General features: G+C 62.5%; 17 protein-coding genes. 14 read left to right on the forward strand and 3 right to left on the reverse strand.

Features of this window, described 5'->3' with window-relative positions; genetic code table 11:
• The first annotated feature begins 3 nt into the window (after positions 1 to 3).
• Positions 4 to 594, forward strand: coding sequence for an LON peptidase substrate-binding domain-containing protein (locus BLX42_RS08510; protein ID WP_046785125.1), 591 nt, complete (start codon positions 4 to 6; stop codon positions 592 to 594).
• 64 nt (positions 595 to 658) lie between these two features.
• On the opposite strand, the gene BLX42_RS08515 is transcribed toward BLX42_RS08510, so the two are convergent.
• On the reverse strand, positions 659 to 1,975 hold the full coding sequence (locus BLX42_RS08515) for a bifunctional DedA family/phosphatase PAP2 family protein (RefSeq protein ID WP_046785126.1): 1,317 nt from the start codon (positions 1,973 to 1,975) through the stop codon (positions 659 to 661).
• A gap of 3 nt (positions 1,976 to 1,978) precedes the next feature.
• On the reverse strand, positions 1,979 to 2,671 hold the full coding sequence (locus BLX42_RS08520) for a DNA-3-methyladenine glycosylase (protein WP_046785127.1): 693 nt from the start codon (positions 2,669 to 2,671) through the stop codon (positions 1,979 to 1,981).
• 203 nt (positions 2,672 to 2,874) lie between these two features.
• Between BLX42_RS08520 and BLX42_RS08525 the strand changes: the two genes are divergently transcribed.
• The 13 genes from BLX42_RS08525 (at position 2,875) to BLX42_RS08585 (ending at position 15,287) form a co-directional block, all read left to right on the forward strand.
• Positions 2,875 to 4,146, forward strand: coding sequence for a glutamate-5-semialdehyde dehydrogenase (locus BLX42_RS08525; protein ID WP_046785128.1), 1,272 nt, complete (start codon positions 2,875 to 2,877; stop codon positions 4,144 to 4,146).
• The gene (nadD, locus tag BLX42_RS08530; RefSeq protein ID WP_046785129.1) at positions 4,115 to 4,807 is read left to right on the forward strand and encodes a nicotinate-nucleotide adenylyltransferase; all 693 of its coding nucleotides are present in this window, start codon (positions 4,115 to 4,117) and stop codon (positions 4,805 to 4,807) included. Before BLX42_RS08525 ends, nadD begins: the two co-directional genes overlap by 32 nt.
• A gap of 45 nt (positions 4,808 to 4,852) precedes the next feature.
• Positions 4,853 to 5,275: a ribosome silencing factor gene (gene rsfS, locus BLX42_RS08535; RefSeq protein ID WP_012312550.1), complete on the forward strand. Its 423-nt coding sequence runs from the start codon at positions 4,853 to 4,855 to the stop codon at positions 5,273 to 5,275.
• 9 nt (positions 5,276 to 5,284) lie between these two features.
• Entirely contained in the window at positions 5,285 to 5,752 is a 468-nt protein-coding gene (gene rlmH, locus BLX42_RS08540) for a 23S rRNA (pseudouridine(1915)-N(3))-methyltransferase RlmH (RefSeq protein ID WP_008090421.1), read from the forward strand.
• A gap of 16 nt (positions 5,753 to 5,768) precedes the next feature.
• Positions 5,769 to 7,658, forward strand: coding sequence for a penicillin-binding protein 2 (gene mrdA, locus BLX42_RS08545; RefSeq protein ID WP_046785130.1), 1,890 nt, complete (start codon positions 5,769 to 5,771; stop codon positions 7,656 to 7,658).
• A 38-nt stretch (positions 7,659 to 7,696) separates the two neighbouring features.
• A complete protein-coding gene (rodA, locus tag BLX42_RS08550; RefSeq protein ID WP_042111868.1) occupies positions 7,697 to 8,800 on the forward strand; it encodes a rod shape-determining protein RodA in 1,104 nt (367 codons plus the stop codon).
• A 17-nt stretch (positions 8,801 to 8,817) separates the two neighbouring features.
• Complete coding sequence (mltB, locus tag BLX42_RS08555; RefSeq protein WP_161871564.1) at positions 8,818 to 9,828, forward strand: lytic murein transglycosylase B; 1,011 nt, start codon at positions 8,818 to 8,820, stop codon at positions 9,826 to 9,828.
• Entirely contained in the window at positions 9,828 to 10,826 is a 999-nt protein-coding gene (locus BLX42_RS08560) for a septal ring lytic transglycosylase RlpA family protein (RefSeq protein WP_046785131.1), read from the forward strand. Before mltB ends, BLX42_RS08560 begins: the two co-directional genes overlap by 1 nt.
• Before the next feature lie 261 nt (positions 10,827 to 11,087).
• On the forward strand, positions 11,088 to 12,248 hold the full coding sequence (locus tag BLX42_RS08565) for a D-alanyl-D-alanine carboxypeptidase family protein (RefSeq protein WP_046785132.1): 1,161 nt from the start codon (positions 11,088 to 11,090) through the stop codon (positions 12,246 to 12,248).
• A 72-nt stretch (positions 12,249 to 12,320) separates the two neighbouring features.
• Positions 12,321 to 12,596, forward strand: a complete 276-nt coding sequence (locus BLX42_RS08570) for a DUF493 domain-containing protein (RefSeq protein ID WP_012312556.1) — start codon at positions 12,321 to 12,323, stop codon at positions 12,594 to 12,596.
• The gene (gene lipB / locus BLX42_RS08575) at positions 12,596 to 13,243 is read left to right on the forward strand and encodes a lipoyl(octanoyl) transferase LipB (protein WP_012312557.1); all 648 of its coding nucleotides are present in this window, start codon (positions 12,596 to 12,598) and stop codon (positions 13,241 to 13,243) included. Before BLX42_RS08570 ends, lipB begins: the two co-directional genes overlap by 1 nt.
• Positions 13,244 to 13,245: 2 nt before the next feature.
• Entirely contained in the window at positions 13,246 to 14,262 is a 1,017-nt protein-coding gene (gene lipA, locus BLX42_RS08580) for a lipoyl synthase (RefSeq protein ID WP_012312558.1), read from the forward strand.
• Positions 14,263 to 14,348: 86 nt separating this feature from the next.
• Positions 14,349 to 15,287, forward strand: a complete 939-nt coding sequence (locus BLX42_RS08585) for an LD-carboxypeptidase (RefSeq protein ID WP_046785133.1) — start codon at positions 14,349 to 14,351, stop codon at positions 15,285 to 15,287.
• A 105-nt stretch (positions 15,288 to 15,392) separates the two neighbouring features.
• Here BLX42_RS08585 and BLX42_RS08590 read toward each other — a convergent pair.
• The coding region (locus BLX42_RS08590; protein WP_161871565.1) for a lytic murein transglycosylase at positions 15,393 to 16,581 on the reverse strand (1,189 nt) is incomplete at its 5' end.

Raw genomic sequence — 16,581 nt, forward strand, 5'->3', positions numbered from 1 at the left:
GTGATGACGCTACCGCTGTTTCCCCTCAATACTGTGTTGTTTCCCGGTTGCCTGCTGGATTTGCAGATATTCGAAGCCCGCTACCTGGACATGATTGGCCGCTGCATGAAGCAGGGCACAGGCTTTGGTGTGGTGTGCATCGTCGAAGGCGAGCAGGTCGGCAAGGCGCCGCCTGTGGTTGCATCGATCGGGTGCGAGGCGCTGATCCGTGATTTTGTCCAGCAGGACAACGGCTTGCTGGGTATCCGTGTGGAAGGTGTGCGGCGCTTCGAGCTGGGTCAGACCGAGGTGCAGAAAGACCAGTTGCTGCTGGGCGAGGTGCATTGGCTGGCGGAGCAGGCGGACAGCCCGCTGACCGATCAGGACGATGACCTGCTGGCCCTGCTGGTGGCGTTGGGTGAGCACCCGATGGTCGAGGCGCTGGACATGCCCCGTGACGTCGCGGGGCGCCAGGCACTGGCCAACCAGCTGGCTTATCTGCTGCCGTTCATGGAAGAGGACAAGCTGGACTTGCTGGCGATCGACTCGCCGTCACAGCGGCTGGCAGAAATCCAGAGGCTGCTGGAGCGGATTCAGGGCGAGTTGTTTGCCTGATAGAGGGTGGTTGCCTTTATGGCCCTATCGCCGGCTTGCCGGCGATAGGGCTGTACAGGCAGCGTCAATATTGGTAACGCTCCAGGGCCAGCGGCAAGGCATACAGGGCAAAGAAAGCCAGCAACGCGATACACGCCGGTAATACCAGCCACCATACGCGTTGTGGCAATGCATTGAGCGGCTGGCGATATTGCACCAGCGTCAGGCTGAGCGCGCAGACGCAGCAGGCCAGCAAGGCTCCGGCCAGGATGTCGGTCGGCCAATGCGCTCCCAGGTAAACGCGCGACAGGGCAATCGCCAACGCCGGAATGCACCCCAGCATCACCCAGGTCAGGCGCATGCGTGGCGGCTGGCTACGCCCGGCCAGCACCGCCATCACCAGGAAGAACGCAAACGAGGCCGAGCTATGGCCGCTGGGCATGCTGTAACTGGTCAAGGGGTCGGTCAGCACCTCCGGTCGCGCCCGGGCGAACAGCCATTTCAGCGAGCCATTGGCAATTGCCGTACCCATCAAGGCGCCACCGGCGAACAGTGCATGCCGCCATTGTCGGGCGAGCAGCAGCAGGCCGGTGAGCAGCCCGCCCAGGAACAGCTGGGTGCGGAAATCGCCCAGGCGGGTTACCAGCACCATGGTGCCGTCCAAGGCTTGGCTGCGATGCTCCTGCACCAGGGTCATCACGCCCTGGTCGAACTCGTGAAAATACGGCCATCCCAGAAACACCCCGGCCAATGCCAGAAAGCTCAAACCGGCGATCAGCCGCGTCCCGTGACGCTGGTCGCGTACGCTGCTGTTCAGGCTCAGCCCGATCAGCACCGCCAGGGCGCCGGCGATGATGCCTGCATCCAGCCAGAACCCTTCCGGCAATGGCAGGCGCATGGCCGCCCCGGTAGCCCAGCCCGGCAACAGGTAGGCGACCGACCAGCCGGCACCGGCCAGCACGCTGACCGCGATGAAGCGCGGCAACGGCATGTCAAACATGCCCGCGACCATCGGCAGCATCGGCCGCAGCGGGCCGATGAAACGGCCAACCAGCAAGCTGGCGATGCCGTAGCGCTGGAAGTAGGTTTCAGCGCTGCCGATCCATTCCGGGTGGTGGCGCAACAGGGGTAGGCGGCGGATGTTCTGGTGGAAGTACTTGCCTATCGTGTAAGACAGGGCGTCACCGAGCAGGCCACCGAGGAACCCCAGCAGCAATGTTTCGCCCAGGCTGAAGGTGCCGCTGCCGGCCAATACCGCGACGGCAAACAGCAGTACCGTACCAGGTACGATGATGCCGGCGATGGCCAGGCATTCGATGCAGGCCACCAGAAAAATTGCCACGCCAAGCCACTGCGGGTTGGCGCTGAGCCAGCCTGTCAGGCTGTCGAGCCATTGGCCCATGTTTCAGCTTCCTTGTTTGAGAATGAAAAAGTCTTGCCCTTCGACTTGCCCCCGGCGCAGCGGGTTCCGGGTGCAGAAGCGGGCGTATTCGGCGTCGATGAAACGGTACGGCAGGTGCTCATCGCGGCCATGGGGGATACCCAGGCGCGCGGCCTGGACCACTTTGGGCACGGTGATGGCACAATCCTCGACGTACAGGCGTTCAGGGTCGAAGCGCTGGCCATCCCACTGCGCTACCTTCAAGCCCAAGGCCCGGCAGAGCAGGGTCTGGCCGGCGCACAGGCGTTCGGCTGGGCGCAGCTTGCCGCTGGCGTCGGGGTTGTTCAACTGCATTTGCGCCAGGCTGTTGGCACCGGAAAGGGCGTCCACCCAGGGGTAGGCCGACTTTATGAGCACTGCATTGCCCGGGCCGTGTGCGCTGAAGTTGAGCGAGTCACCTCCGCGGGCGTAATACATGTAGATATGCCCGCCATCGAGAAACAGCGCCCTGCGTTTCTCTGTGTAGCCAAGCGAGGCATGGCTGCCCTTGTCAGTCAGGTAATAGGCCTCGGTTTCGATGATCCGTGCGGCCAGCCACAGGTCGCCATGCCGATGGCGGATGACCTTGCCCAGCAGGGCTTTGGCCAGGGTCTGGGCGTCTCGGTCGAAGAAGCTGTCGGGCAAGGCGCGGGCAGGGCAGGGGGTCGTGTCTGGCATGCTGGCGGTTCGTCGTGGTCAGGCGCGGATGATAGCAACGATTGGCTTAATCGAGGCTGAACCAAGACAGTTCGATAAGGCCGGTTACATCTTTCCTACAGATTCTTGTCTGCCATTTTCTACCATCCGCCACCCGCCGCTGGGCGTATACCTGCGCGGCAGTTATAATCAGCCGATTTCCCCTTCGCCAAGACACCGAACCCATGACTGAGTCCGTTCTTGACTACATGACCCGTTTGGGTCGCGCCGCTCGCCAGGCCTCCCGGGTGATCGCCCGCGCCAGCACTGCGCAGAAGAACCGCGCCCTGCAGGCTGCTGCCGATGCACTGGACGCCGCGCGTGCCGAGCTTACCGCAGCCAACGAACAGGACCTGGCCGCCGGCCGTGCCAACGGTCTGGAGCCTGCCCTGCTCGACCGCCTGGCCCTGACCCCTGCGCGCATCGACGGCATGATCACCGGCCTGCGCCAGGTGGCCAGCCTGGCAGACCCGGTCGGCGCCATCCGCGACATGAGCTATCGCCCGTCGGGTATTCAGGTCGGCAAGATGCGCGTGCCGCTGGGGGTGATCGGGATCATCTACGAATCGCGCCCCAACGTGACCATCGATGCCGCCAGCCTGTGCCTGAAGTCAGGCAACGCCACCATCCTGCGCGGCGGCTCCGAGGCCATTCACTCCAACCGCGCCATCGCCACGTGCATTCAGCGTGGCCTTGCCGAGGCCGGCCTGCCGGCCGCCGTGGTTCAGGTGGTCGAGACCACCGACCGTGAGGCGGTTGGCGCGCTGATCAGCATGCCTGAGTTTGTCGATGTCATCGTCCCGCGGGGCGGCCGTGGCCTGATCGAACGCATCAGCCGCGATGCCCGTGTGCCGGTCATCAAGCACTTGGACGGCATCTGTCACGTCTATGTTGCCGAGCACGCGGACCTGGACAAGGCCTGGCGCGTTGCTTTCAACGCCAAGACTTACCGTTACGGTATTTGCGGTGCGATGGAAACCCTGCTGGTCGACCAACGTGTGGCTGAAGGTTTCCTGCCGGAAATGGCCCGCCGTTTCCAGGAAAAGGGCGTCGAACTGCGCGGGTGCGAGCGTACCCGTGCGCTGATCGAGGCCAAGCCGGCCAGCGAAGACGATTGGCACACCGAGTACCTCGACGCCATCCTGTCGATTCGTGTGGTCGATGGCCTGGACCAGGCCATCGAGCACATCAACCACTATGGCTCGCATCACACCGATTCGATCATTACCGAACACCAGGGCCAGGCCCGTCAGTTCATGGCCGAGGTGGACTCGGCATCGGTGATGCTCAACACCCCGACCTGCTTCGCCGACGGCTTCGAGTATGGCCTGGGCGCGGAGATCGGTATTTCCACCGACAAGCTGCACGCCCGCGGCCCGGTCGGCCTGGAAGGCCTGACCTGCGAGAAGTACGTAGTGATCGGCGATGGCCAACTGCGCGGCCAGGAGTCCTGCTGAGTTGAGCAAGGCCCAGGCAGTCCGGCGCATCGGCATTCTTGGCGGTACTTTCGACCCCGTGCACATCGGCCACCTGCGCAGCGCGCTTGAGGTCGCCGAGTTCATGGGGCTGGAAGAGATGCGCCTGTTGCCCAATGCCCGGCCGCCACACCGCGACACCCCGCAGGTGGCGGCCGAAGATCGCCTGGCGATGGTGCGTGGGGCCGTGCAAGGCGTCGAACGCCTGAGCGTGGATGCCCGCGAGCTTGAGCGCGACAAACCGTCCTACACCATCGATACGCTGGAGTCGGTCCGCGCCGAACTGGGCGCTGCTGACCAGCTGTTTCTGGTGTTGGGCTGGGATGCCTTCTGCGGTTTGCCTGGCTGGCACCGCTGGGAAGAACTGCTGCAACACTGTCACATCCTGGTGCTGCAACGCCCGGATGCCGACGTTGAACCCCCTGACGAGCTGCGCAACCTGTTGGCCGCGCGCTCCGAGAGCGATCCCACCGCCATGTCCGGCCCGGCGGGTAGTATTTCGTTCGTCTGGCAGACACCGCTTGCGGTGTCGGCTACACAGATCCGACAGCTGCTGGCCAGCGGCAGGTCGGTGAGGTTCCTGGTGCCGGACGCCGTACTGGCCTACATCGAGGCGCATGAACTGTATCGTGCGCCTAACTGACGGTGCCCTGTGGGCGCCTCATCCAACGAGTTGAACGAGTTTTATATGAGCAAGCAGAAAATCAATGGCGAAGAACTGGTCAAGCTGACCATCAGCGCGCTGGAAGACGTCAAGGCCCAGGATATCCAGGTCATCGACGTTCGCGAGAAGCACAGCCTGACCGACTACATGATCATTGCCACCGGTACCTCCAATCGCCAGATCAACGCGATGCTGGAAAAGGTCCGTGAAGCGGTCAAGAAAGAAGGTGCGCAGCCGCTGGGCGAAGAAGGCAAGGGCGACAGCGACTGGGTACTGCTGGACCTGAACGACGTCATCGTGCACATGATGACCGCCGCTGCCCGCCAGTTCTACGACCTGGAACGCCTGTGGCTGGGTGCCGAGCAGAGCCGCGCCGCCGATGCCAAGCACCACAGCCCGGAAAACGCCAGCGACTACTTCACCGACAAGCTCAAAGACCGGGAATAAGGAAGCGTCGTGCGTCTGCGCCTGATCGCGGTCGGCTCGCGCATGCCCAAGTGGGTCGAGGAAGGCTGGCATGAATATGCCAAGCGCCTGCCCCAGGAGCTGTCGCTGGAGCTGGTGGAAATTCCGCTGAACACCCGTGGCAAGAATGCCGACGTCGCCCGCCTGATTCGTCAGGAGGGTGAGGCCATGCTGAGCAAGGTTCAGCCCGGGGAACGCATCGTCACCCTCGAGGTCCATGGCAAGCCCTGGAGTACCGAGCAATTGGCGACCGAGCTGGACCGCTGGCGGCTGGATTCGCGCACGGTGAATTTGATGGTGGGCGGCCCGGAAGGGCTGGCGCCTGAGGTTTGTGCGCGCGCCGAGCAACGCTGGTCGCTATCGCCGCTGACCCTGCCGCACCCGTTGGTAAGGATACTCATCGGCGAGCAGATCTACCGCGCCTGGACCGTGTTGTCCGGGCACCCTTACCACAAATGAGCCTGTAAGCAGTCCGATGTCGCAGCCGATCCGCCTCAAGGACCACGAGAAAGACGCCCGCCTGGTGCGTAACCGCGTCGTGGTCGGCGCCGTCGCGATCATGCTGCTTGTCTGCGTGTTGATCGCACGCCTGTACTACCTGCAGATCATCCAGTACGACTACCACTCCACGTTGTCAGAGAACAATCGGGTGCACGTGCAGCCGATCCCGCCGACGCGCGGGCTGATCTTCGACCGCAATGGGGTGATCATCGCCGATAACCGGCCGAGCTTCAGCCTGTCCATGACCCGTGAACGTGCGGGTAACTGGCAGGAAGTGCTGGACAATATCGTGGAAGTGCTGGAGCTGACGCCGGACGATCGTGCACTTTTCGAAAAACGCATGAGGCAGGGGCGTAGGCCGTTCGAGCCAGTGCCGATCCTGTTCGAGCTGAACGAAGAGCAGATCGCCCGCGTGGCGGTCAACCAGTTCCGTTTGCCTGGCGTCGAAGTGGTCGCCCAGTTGGTGCGGCATTACCCGCAAGGGGCGCATTTCGCCCATTCGGTAGGGTATGTCGGGCGGATCAACGAGAAAGAGCTCAAAAGCCTTGACCCGGTGAACTACAGCGGCACCCACCATATCGGCAAGACCGGTATCGAGCGCTTCTACGAAGCCGACCTGCACGGCCAGGTCGGTTACGAGGAAGTCGAGACCAACGCTCGCGGGCGCGTGCTGCGGGTCCTCAAGCGTACCGACCCGAAACCTGGCAAGGACATCGTGCTGAGCCTGGACATCAAGTTGCAGGAAGCTGCCGAAGCGGCCCTGGGTGGGCGCCGCGGTGCGGTGGTAGCGCTCGACCCGCGCAACGGCGAAGTGCTGGCGATGGTCAGCCAGCCGAGTTTCGACCCCAACCTGTTCGTCACCGGCATCAGTTTCAAGGCCTACGCCGAGTTGCGCGACTCGATCGACCGGCCGCTGTTCAACCGCGTGCTGCGCGGCTTGTACCCGCCGGGTTCGACCATCAAGCCGGCGGTTGCCATCGCCGGCCTCGACAGTGGTGTGGTCAACGCCGGCAGTCGTGTGTTCGACCCGGGGTATTACCAACTGCCCAACTACGATCACAAATACCGTAACTGGAACCGCAGTGGTGATGGCTGGGTCGACCTGGATACCGCAATCATGCGTTCCAATGACACCTATTTCTACGATCTTGCCCACAAGATGGGTATCGATCGGCTGTCCATCTACATGAACAAGTTCGGCATCGGCCAGAAAGTTGCCCTGGACATGTTCGAGGAGTCGGCCGGGCTGATGCCGTCGCGTGAATGGAAGCGCGCCACCCGCCGCCAAGCCTGGTTCCCCGGTGAAACCCTGATTCTGGGCATCGGCCAGGGCTACATGCAGGCAACACCGCTGCAACTGGCCCAGGCCACAGCGCTGATCGCCAACAAAGGCGTTTGGAACCGTCCGCACCTGGCCAAGACCATCGAAGGCCAGCCGCCAGTGGACCCGAACCCGATGGAAAACATCATCCTGCGTGACAAGTCCGACTGGGCCAAGGTCACCCACGGCATGGAGCAGGTGATGCACAACGCCCGCGGTACCGCACGCAAGGCTGCGGCCGGTGCCCAGTACCGCATTGCCGGCAAGAGCGGTACCGCGCAGGTGGTAGCGATCAAGCAGGGCGAGAAATACGACCGCAACAAAATTCAGGAGCGCCACCGCGATCATGCGTTGTTCGTCGCCTTCGCCCCGGCCGACGATCCGAAGATCGTGGTTTCGGTGATGGTCGAGAACGGCGAGTCCGGCTCCGGTGTAGCCGCACCCGTGGTGCGGCAGATCATGGACGCCTGGCTGCTCGACGAGAACGGTCGGCTCAAGCCTGAGTTCGCTCCTGCCACTGTCGCCCAGGAAACGGCCCCGTGAAGAACAATTTCGATCGCATGCTCTCCAGCGAGGACGTGATGCGTCGACGCGCCAGCTTCCTGCAGCGCATCCACATCGACGGCCCCTTGCTGGTCATCCTGCTGACCCTCGCCGCCGGCAGTCTGTTCGTGCTCTATTCTGCCAGCGGCAAGAACTGGGATTTGCTACTTAAGCAGGCCACTTCATTCGGTATCGGGCTGGTGTCGATGTTCGTCATCGCTCAGCTTGAACCCCGCTTCATGGCGCGCTGGGTCCCTCTTGCCTATCTCACTGGGGTGCTGCTGCTGGTCGTGGTGGACGTCATGGGCCATAACGCCATGGGTGCCACGCGCTGGATCAACATACCCGGGGTAATACGCTTCCAGCCCTCGGAGTTCATGAAGATCATCATGCCGGCGACCATCGCCTGGTACCTGTCCAAACGCACCTTGCCGCCTCATTTGAAACACGTGGCCATCAGCCTGGTGCTGATTGGCGTGCCGTTCATCCTCATCGTCCGCCAGCCGGACCTGGGTACGGCGTTGCTGATCCTTGCCTCCGGCGCCTTCGTGCTGTTCATGGGCGGCCTGCGCTGGCGCTGGATCCTCAGCGTGCTGACGGCGGCCGTGCCTGTGGCGGTGGCCATGTGGTTCTTCGTCATGCACGACTACCAGAAACAGCGTGTGCTGACGTTCCTCGACCCTGAAAGCGACCCGCTGGGCACCGGCTGGAACATCATCCAGTCCAAAGCGGCCATTGGCTCGGGTGGCGTGTTCGGCAAGGGCTGGCTGCTGGGCACCCAGTCGCACCTGGACTTCCTTCCCGAGAGCCATACCGACTTCATCATCGCCGTGCTCGGCGAGGAATTCGGCCTGGTCGGCATCTGCCTGCTGCTGATCGTTTACCTCTTGCTGATCGGTCGTGGGCTGATGATCACGGCTCAGGCGCAGACCTTGTTCGGCAAGCTGCTTGCAGGCAGCCTGACCATGACCTTCTTTGTATATGTATTCGTCAATATCGGTATGGTCAGCGGCCTATTGCCCGTGGTGGGCGTGCCGCTGCCCTTCATTAGTTATGGCGGAACTTCGTTGGTGACGCTGCTGTCAGCGTTTGGCGTTCTCATGTCGATCCATACGCACCGTAAATGGATCGCACAGGTTTGAAAAAGGTGAAGAATTTCATGCAAGCAGTGCGTAACTGGGCTGCCCGTTTTGCGCCGTGGTTCGGCGCGGTGGGCCTGTTCGCCGCTGTCCAGCAGGCGCATGCCGGCGATTATGACGGCTCGCCTCAGGTGGCCGAATTCGTCGGTGAGATGAGCCGCGACTATGGCTTTGCCAGCGAGCAGTTGATGGGCGTGTTCCGCGAGGTTCAGCGCAAGCAATCGATCCTGGACGCCATATCGCGGCCGGCCGAGCGGGTAAAACCGTGGAAGGATTACCGACCGATGTTCATTACCGACGCGCGCATCGCCCGCGGTGTGGACTTCTGGCGCCAGCATGAAGCGGTGCTGGCCCGGGCGGAGCAGGAGTACGGCGTACCGGCGCAGTACATCGTCGCGATCATCGGTGTGGAAACCTTTTTTGGCCGCAACACTGGCAACTACCGTGTGATCGATGCCTTGTCGACCCTGGGCTTCGATTACCCGCCGCGCGCCGAGTTCTTCCGCAAGGAGCTGCGTGAATACCTGCTGCTGTCGCGCGAAGAACAGCTCGACCCGCTGACCCTCAAAGGTTCATACGCCGGTGCCATGGGCCTGCCGCAGTTCATGCCGAGCAGCTTTCGCAACTACGCGGTGGACTTCGATGGCGATGGCCACATCAATATCTGGAACAACCCTGACGATGCCATCGGCAGTGTCGCCAGCTACTTCAAAGAGCACGGCTGGGTGGCTGGGCAGGGCGTGGTCAGTCGCGCCCAGGTCAGTGGTGCGCGGGCAGACGACGGCCTGACCACGGGTATCGAGCCGGTGAAAACGGTCGCAGAGTTGCAGGCGCTTGGCTGGTCGAGTCATGATGCGTTGCGCGGTGATCTGCCAGTCACCGCCTTCCGTCTGGAAGGCGCAAACGGGCCTGAATACTGGTTGGGCCTGAAGAATTTCTACGCGATCACTCGCTACAACCGCAGCGTGATGTATGCCATGGCGGTGCATCAGCTTTCGGAGCAGCTGGTCCAAGCACGGGGCGTCAAGTAATGCGCGCAATGATTTCTGCCAATACCTTCAAGTTGCTGGCCTGCATGGCCGTCGGCATGCTGCTGGTCAGTTGCTCCTCCAGCCGGCCGGCCCCCCAGAAAAGCGGCAATACCGTTCGTGCGCAGCCTGGCCTGGATATCAACCGTGCCCACAAGGACGGTGCGCCGTGGTGGGACGTGGATGTGAACAAGATCCCGGACGCGACGCCGACCGTGCACACTGGCAACTACAAGGCCAACCCTTACACGGTGCTGGGCAAGACCTACTACCCCATGCAGGACTCGCGCAACTACCGTGCCGAAGGCACCGCCTCCTGGTACGGCACCAAGTTCCACGGGCAGAACACCGCCAACGGTGAGCTGTACGACCTGTATGGCATGAGCGCAGCGCACAAGACCCTGCCGCTGCCGGCCTACGTGCGGGTGACCAACCTCGCCAACGGGCGCAGTGTGATCCTGCGGGTCAATGACCGCGGCCCGTTCTACTCCGACCGCATCATCGACCTGTCCTATGCCGCAGCCAAGAAGCTCGGCTATGCCGAGAGCGGCACCGCGCATGTGCGGGTCGAAGGTATCGATCCCCAGCAATGGTGGGCTCAGCGTGGCCAGCAGCCGCCGTTGATGCTCAAGGAGCCTAAGGCCACCCAGCCTCAGGCGATTGCGGCCAGCACCGGGCGTGTCGAGCAATGGTCGCCGCCGGCGCAGCAACACGCAGCGCCCGTAGTGCCAGTGCAAGTGGGGGGCAACAATGTGCCGGCAGGCAACGGTGGCAGCTTCCTGCAGGTGGGCGCGTTTGCCAACCCGGACGCCGCCGAGCTGTTGCGTTCGAAGCTGAGCACCATGGTCAGCGCACCGGTGTTCATCAGCTCCATCGTGCGCAACCAGCAGACCCTGCACCGCGTGCGCCTGGGGCCGATCAGCAGCCAGGGCGAAATCCAGCAGGCGCAGGACAGCATTCGCCTGGCGAACCTTGGCCAGGCCAAGCTGGTCACAGACTGACGGCAGCGGCAAGCGGCAAGCTTCAAGAAGAAGCCAAGGTGCGCGTCGCCTTGTCTTGCAGCTTGAAGCTTGAGCCTCTAGCTGTCTGTTTTGTCATGAATTGACGGGCGCGGCCATGTACAATGTCCGCTTTTGCCCGCAGCGACATAAAGCCGCACTTCCTGGGCTCGGCCCTGAGCCGCAAAAACTAGACTGACTGGCGCTGGGCACACGATGTGGCCCAGGGAACATCTCAGACCATTAGCGATTTTCGAGAGACGGATGAACATCACCAACCTTGCCAAACGACTTTGCCTGCCCGTACTGCTGATGATCACGCCTGCTGCCTTTGCGGCAGAGCAGATGATGCCGGCACCACCGCAACTGGCAGCCAAGTCCTACGTACTCATGGACGCGTCCAGCGGCAATGTGCTGGTCGAGAACAACGGTGACGAGCGCCTGCCGCCAGCCAGCCTGACCAAGCTGATGACCGCCTACATCGCCACCCTGGACATCCGCCGTGGCCAGATCGGCGAGAACGATCCGGTCACCGTCAGCGAGAATGCCTGGCGCACCGGTGGTTCGCGCATGTTCATCAAGGTCGGTAGCCAGGTCACCGTCAGTGACCTGCTGCATGGCATCATCATCCAGTCGGGCAACGATGCATCGGTCGCCTTGGCCGAGCACATCGCTGGCAGCGAAGATGCCTTTGCCGACATGATGAACAAGACTGCCGCCGACCTGGGTCTGTCCAACAGCCACTTCATGAACCCGACCGGTCTGCCGCACCCGGACCACTACTCCTCGGCCCATGACATGGCTACCCTGGCGCGCGCGATCATCAACGTCGACCCGGCCCACTACGCCATCTACTCGCAGAAAGAGTTCTTCTGGAACAACATCAAGCAGCCAAACCGCAACCTGCTGCTGTGGCGTGACAAGACGGTCGATGGCCTGAAGACCGGCCACACCGAAGAAGCCGGCTACTGCATGGTGGCCTCGGCTGTACGCGACGGCCAGCGCTTGATCGCGGTGGTGTTCGGCACCAACAGCGAGCAGTCCCGTGCTGCCGAAACCCAGAAGCTGCTGACCTATGGCTTCCGCTTCTTCGAAACCCAGACCTTCTATCAGAAGGGCACCGAACTGACCCAGGCCCCGGTCTGGAAAGGCGCCACCAGCATCGTCAAAGCCGGCCTGGCCGACGACCTGACCCTGACCATGCCCAAAGGCCAGATGAAGCGCCTCCAGGCGTCGATGACCATGAACCCGCAGCTCACCGCACCGATCGCCAAAGGTGACGTGATCGGTAAAGTGGAAGTCAAACTGGACGAGAACGTGGTTCACAGCGCCGACCTGATCGCCCTCGATGGCGTAGAGGAAGGTGGTTTCATCCGTCGTATGTGGGATAGCATCCGTCTATTCTTCTACGGGTTGTTCAACTGATACGTGACCTGCACGCCCCCGTAATCCTGCGGGGGCGTTGTTGTTGCCACGGCTTACGAGGCCGTTTCCGCCATGAGCGAACCTGACGTCAAGTCGCACAAGATCGAATTCCCCTGCGCCGATTACCCGATCAAGGTCATCGGCGATACCGTTGTCGGCTTCAAGGACATGGTGATCGAGGTCCTGAGCAAGCATGCCAAGGTCGACCTCGCCACTTTGGCCGAACGCCAGAGCAAGGAAGGCAAGTACACCACGGTGCAGTTGCACATCGTTGCCGAGAGCGAAAATCAGCTGCACGATATAAACAGCGCCCTGCGTGCCACCGGCATCGTGAAAATGGTGCTCTGATGTCCCTTTGTCTCGGTTTTCGCGAGCTTGGCCTGCAGCCCTATGAACCGGTGCTGGAAGCCATGCGTCGCTTCACCGAGCAGCGTAGCCCGGACAGCCAGGATGAAATCTGGCTGGTAGAGCACCCCGCGGTTTTCACCCAGGGCCAGGCCGGCAAGGCCGAGCACCTGCTGGTACCGGGCGATATTCCGGTGGTGCAGACCGATCGGGGTGGCCAGGTGACCTACCACGGCCCCGGGCAACTGGTTGCCTACCTGCTGCTGGACGTGCGCCGCCTTGGCTTTGGTGTGCGCGAACTGGTCAGCCGCATCGAACAGACGCTGATCGAGCTGCTTGCCAGTTACGGTGTCAGCGCTGCGGCCAAGCCCGATGCGCCGGGTGTCTATGTCGATGGAGCGAAAATCGCCTCCCTCGGCCTGCGAATCCGCAATGGCCGTTCTTTTCACGGCCTTGCTCTGAACGTGGACATGGACCTTGCGCCATTCCGCCGAATCAACCCCTGCGGGTATGCGGGGCTGGCCATGACCCAGCTGCGTGACCTGGCAGGCCCGATCGAACTCGACGAGGTCAGGACAAGGCTGCGCGGACAGCTGGTCAAGCACCTCGACTATGCTGAGCAGACGACCCTGACGGGCGGAATCGACTGAATATGACAACTGTGCAAGAAGCCGTGCCGAACCTGATACCTACCCAGGATGCCACCCCGCGCCCAGCGCCGAAGAAGGTGGAAGCTGGGGTCAAGCTGCGTGGTGCCGACAAGGTGGCGCGCATTCCGGTGAAGATCATCCCTACCGATGAGCTGCCCAAGAAACCCGACTGGATCCGCGTGCGCATCCCGGTTTCCCCTGAGGTAGACCGCATCAAGCAACTGCTGCGCAAGCACAAGCTGCACAGCGTGTGCGAAGAAGCTTCCTGCCCGAACCTGGGTGAGTGCTTCTCCGGTGGTACCGCCACCTTCATGATCATGGGCGACATCTGCACCCGTCGCTGCCCGTTCTGCGATGTCGGCCACGGCCGGCCGAAACCGCTGGATGTGGACGAGCCGAAAAACCTGGCTGTTGCCATCGCCGACCTGCGCCTGAAGTACGTAGTGATCACCTCGGTGGACCGCGACGACCTGCGCGACGGTGGTGCCCAGCACTTCGCCGACTGCATCCGCGAGATCCGCGCGCTGTCGCCGGGCGTACAGCTGGAAACCCTGGTGCCGGATTACCGTGGCCGGATGGATGTGGCCCTGGAGATTACCGCGCAAGAGCCGCCGGATGTTTTCAACCACAATCTTGAAACCGTACCGCGCCTGTACAAGGCCGCACGTCCCGGTTCGGACTACGACTGGTCGCTGGACCTGCTGCAGAAGTTCAAGCAGATGGTGCCGCACGTACCGACCAAGTCTGGCCTGATGCTCGGCCTGGGCGAGACGGACGAAGAAGTGATCGAAGTGATGCACCGCATGCGTGAGCATGACATCGACATGCTCACCCTCGGGCAGTACCTGCAGCCTTCGCGCAGCCACCTGCCAGTGCAGCGTTTCGTGCACCCCGACACCTTCGCCTGGTTTGCCGAGGAAGGCTACAAGATGGGCTTCAAGAACGTCGCATCGGGCCCGTTGGTGCGTTCGTCCTACCATGCCGACCAGCAGGCTCACGAAGCCAAGATCAAGCTCTGATCCTGGTTTGAGCCGTACATGCCGATGCACGCCTAAAGGCGGCATCGGCATTTTTGTTTTTGTGCCCAGCGCTGCAAGGAGTTGCGATGAATTGCGCCGAAACGTTTGAACACCGCCTGCCCGCCGCGCTGCCGGACAATGCCTGCTTTGCCATTGTCGCTCCGGCCGGGCCGGCAAGGCTGGATGCGCAAAAGGCTGGCCAGTGGTTTGCCGAGCGCGGCTATCGCTGCCGGATCTACCCTGGAGTGAGCCAGGCCGAGGGCTATCTGGCGGGCTCCGATCAGCAACGGTTACAGGATCTGCACGATGCCTTCGCTGACCCGACCATCGACGCAGTCCTGTGCATGCGCGGTGGCTATGGCAGCATGCGCCTGCTCGATCAGCTCGACTTCGACCTGATCCGGCGCAACCCCAAGCCGCTGATCGGCTACAGCGACATCACTGCGCTGCACACGGCTATCTATCGTCATAGCGGCTTGATCAGCTTTCATGGAGCGATGCTCAACGCTGACCTGCTGGGTGCCAAGCTCGCACCGACCGAGTCGTCGCTGATGGCGCAGTTGAGTGGGGCGTTAGGGGAGGGTGATGCCATCGTGCACCCGGCTGAATTCGTCTTGAATTGCGTGGTGCCTGGTGTTGCCAGGGGGCGTTTGCTGGGCGGCAACCTGTCGATTCTGGGGGCGACCCTGGGAACACTGGCGCAGATCGATACGAAGGGCTGCATCCTGTTCATCGAGGACGTCAACGAGCCGCTTTACCGGGTGGACCGGCTGCTGACCCAGTTGCGTCTGGCAGGCAAGTTGGCGGGGGTGAAGGGGGTGCTGGTGGGGGATTTTGCCGGTATCACCGTGGCGGCGTTGACGCCCCTGTTGCTGGACATCTTCGCGCCGTTGGGTGTGCCAGTGCTGGCCGGGTGGCGCAGCGGGCATTGTGACCCGAACGTGTGTTTGCCGCTGGGTGCAGAGGTGGTGCTGGACAGCGAGGCGCGGAGCCTGGTGTTGGCGCAGGATTTGTTCAAGGGGTGAGATTGTCGGGGCCGCTTTGCGGCCCTTTCGCGACGCAAGGCCGCCCCTACAGGGGGATGAGCGATTTCTCGTGTCGCGATGGGGCGCAAGGCGCCCCCGGCATTATCACCGTTGGCGCAGGCTATCGAGCAACTTGTGCGTCGGGTACCCATCTGCTGGCCACCCAAAACCCTGCTGCGCATTGCGAATGGCCTTGCGCGTATTGGCACCGATGATGCCATCGGGGTTGCCCGCATCATGCCCGTTGGCGTTGAGCAGGTTCTGCAGCTCCATGCGCTCGCTGCGGCTCAGCGGCAAGTCTTCCTTCGGCCAGCTGCCAGCGATGAAGCCCCAGCCCGAGAAACGATCGCCCAGCAAGCTCACGGCCAGTGCATAGGACGATGAGTTGTTGTACTTGAGAATGGCGCGGAAGTTGTCCAGCACCAGGAATGCTGGGCCACGGGCGCCGGCCGGCAGCAGCAGGGCTGCGGAAAGTTCGTTGCTGCCCATCGGCAGTTTGGTGCCCGCCGGCAGTTTCACACCCAATTGCAACCACTCACTGACGGGCTTGCGCAGCGCGCCATCGGCCAGCCAGAAGTCGAAGCCTGCAGGTACCTGAACCTCGAAACCCCATGGTTGCCCGCGCTTCCAGCCGGAGCTTTGCAGGTAATGCGCAGTCGATGCCAAGGCATCCGGAGTGCTGTTCCAGATATCGCGGCGGCCGTCACCGTCGAAGTCCACTGCATGGGTGTTGTAGGTGGTGGGGATGAACTGGGTCTGGCCCATGGCGCCGGCCCAGGAGCCACGCATGGCCTCTGGTTGGATGTCACCATGCTGGATGATCTGCAGCGCGGCAATCAGCTGATCCTGGGCAAACTGCGGGCGGCGGCCTTCATACGCCAGGGTCGCGAGTGAGCGAATTACCGACTTGCTGCCTTGGAACTGGCCAAAGTTGCTCTCCATGCCCCAGACCGAGACCAAGACCTGACGGTCTACACCATAGCGCTGTTCGAGGCGGGCCAGCAGCTCGGCATTCTGCTCAAGCAGTTTCTTGCCGTTTCGCACTCGCAGCGGCGACAGCGCTCCCTCCAGGTATTCCCACACCGGGCGGGTGAATTCGGGCTGGCTGCGGTCTGCCTTGATCACATCCATGTCCGGCGTCACGCCAATGAACGCGCGGTCGAAAGTGCTTGCCGAGATACCAGCCTGCAGCGCTTGCTGGCGGAAGCCGGCCTGCCATTGGGCAAATGTTTGCAGCGGCTGAATTTCAGTGCTGACGTCGGGCGTGGCGCTGGGCAGAGTCACTACCGGCGCG

Origin of the sequence: Pseudomonas sp. SG-MS2 (assembly GCF_009933855.1) — a bacterium.
Taxonomy (GTDB): domain Bacteria; phylum Pseudomonadota; class Gammaproteobacteria; order Pseudomonadales; family Pseudomonadaceae; genus Aquipseudomonas; species Aquipseudomonas putida_E.

Coding starts and splice junctions, on each gene's coding strand:
- lipA (WP_012312558.1), top strand. CDS start 13,246: ATGACAACTGTGCAAGAAGCCGTGCCGAACCTGATACCTACCCAGGAT.
- mrdA (WP_046785130.1), top strand. CDS start 5,769: ATGTCGCAGCCGATCCGCCTCAAGGACCACGAGAAAGACGCCCGCCTG.
- BLX42_RS08565 (WP_046785132.1), top strand. CDS start 11,088: ATGAACATCACCAACCTTGCCAAACGACTTTGCCTGCCCGTACTGCTG.
- BLX42_RS08525 (WP_046785128.1), top strand. CDS start 2,875: ATGACTGAGTCCGTTCTTGACTACATGACCCGTTTGGGTCGCGCCGCT.
- BLX42_RS08570 (WP_012312556.1), top strand. CDS start 12,321: ATGAGCGAACCTGACGTCAAGTCGCACAAGATCGAATTCCCCTGCGCC.
- mltB (WP_161871564.1), top strand. CDS start 8,818: ATGCAAGCAGTGCGTAACTGGGCTGCCCGTTTTGCGCCGTGGTTCGGC.
- BLX42_RS08585 (WP_046785133.1), top strand. CDS start 14,349: ATGAATTGCGCCGAAACGTTTGAACACCGCCTGCCCGCCGCGCTGCCG.
- BLX42_RS08520 (WP_046785127.1), bottom strand. CDS start 2,671: ATGCCAGACACGACCCCCTGCCCTGCCCGCGCCTTGCCCGACAGCTTC.
- rsfS (WP_012312550.1), top strand. CDS start 4,853: ATGAGCAAGCAGAAAATCAATGGCGAAGAACTGGTCAAGCTGACCATC.
- rodA (WP_042111868.1), top strand. CDS start 7,697: ATGCGTCGACGCGCCAGCTTCCTGCAGCGCATCCACATCGACGGCCCC.
- BLX42_RS08510 (WP_046785125.1), top strand. CDS start 4: ATGACGCTACCGCTGTTTCCCCTCAATACTGTGTTGTTTCCCGGTTGC.
- lipB (WP_012312557.1), top strand. CDS start 12,596: ATGTCCCTTTGTCTCGGTTTTCGCGAGCTTGGCCTGCAGCCCTATGAA.
- BLX42_RS08515 (WP_046785126.1), bottom strand. CDS start 1,975: ATGGGCCAATGGCTCGACAGCCTGACAGGCTGGCTCAGCGCCAACCCG.
- nadD (WP_046785129.1), top strand. CDS start 4,115: ATGGCCAACTGCGCGGCCAGGAGTCCTGCTGAGTTGAGCAAGGCCCAG.
- BLX42_RS08560 (WP_046785131.1), top strand. CDS start 9,828: ATGCGCGCAATGATTTCTGCCAATACCTTCAAGTTGCTGGCCTGCATG.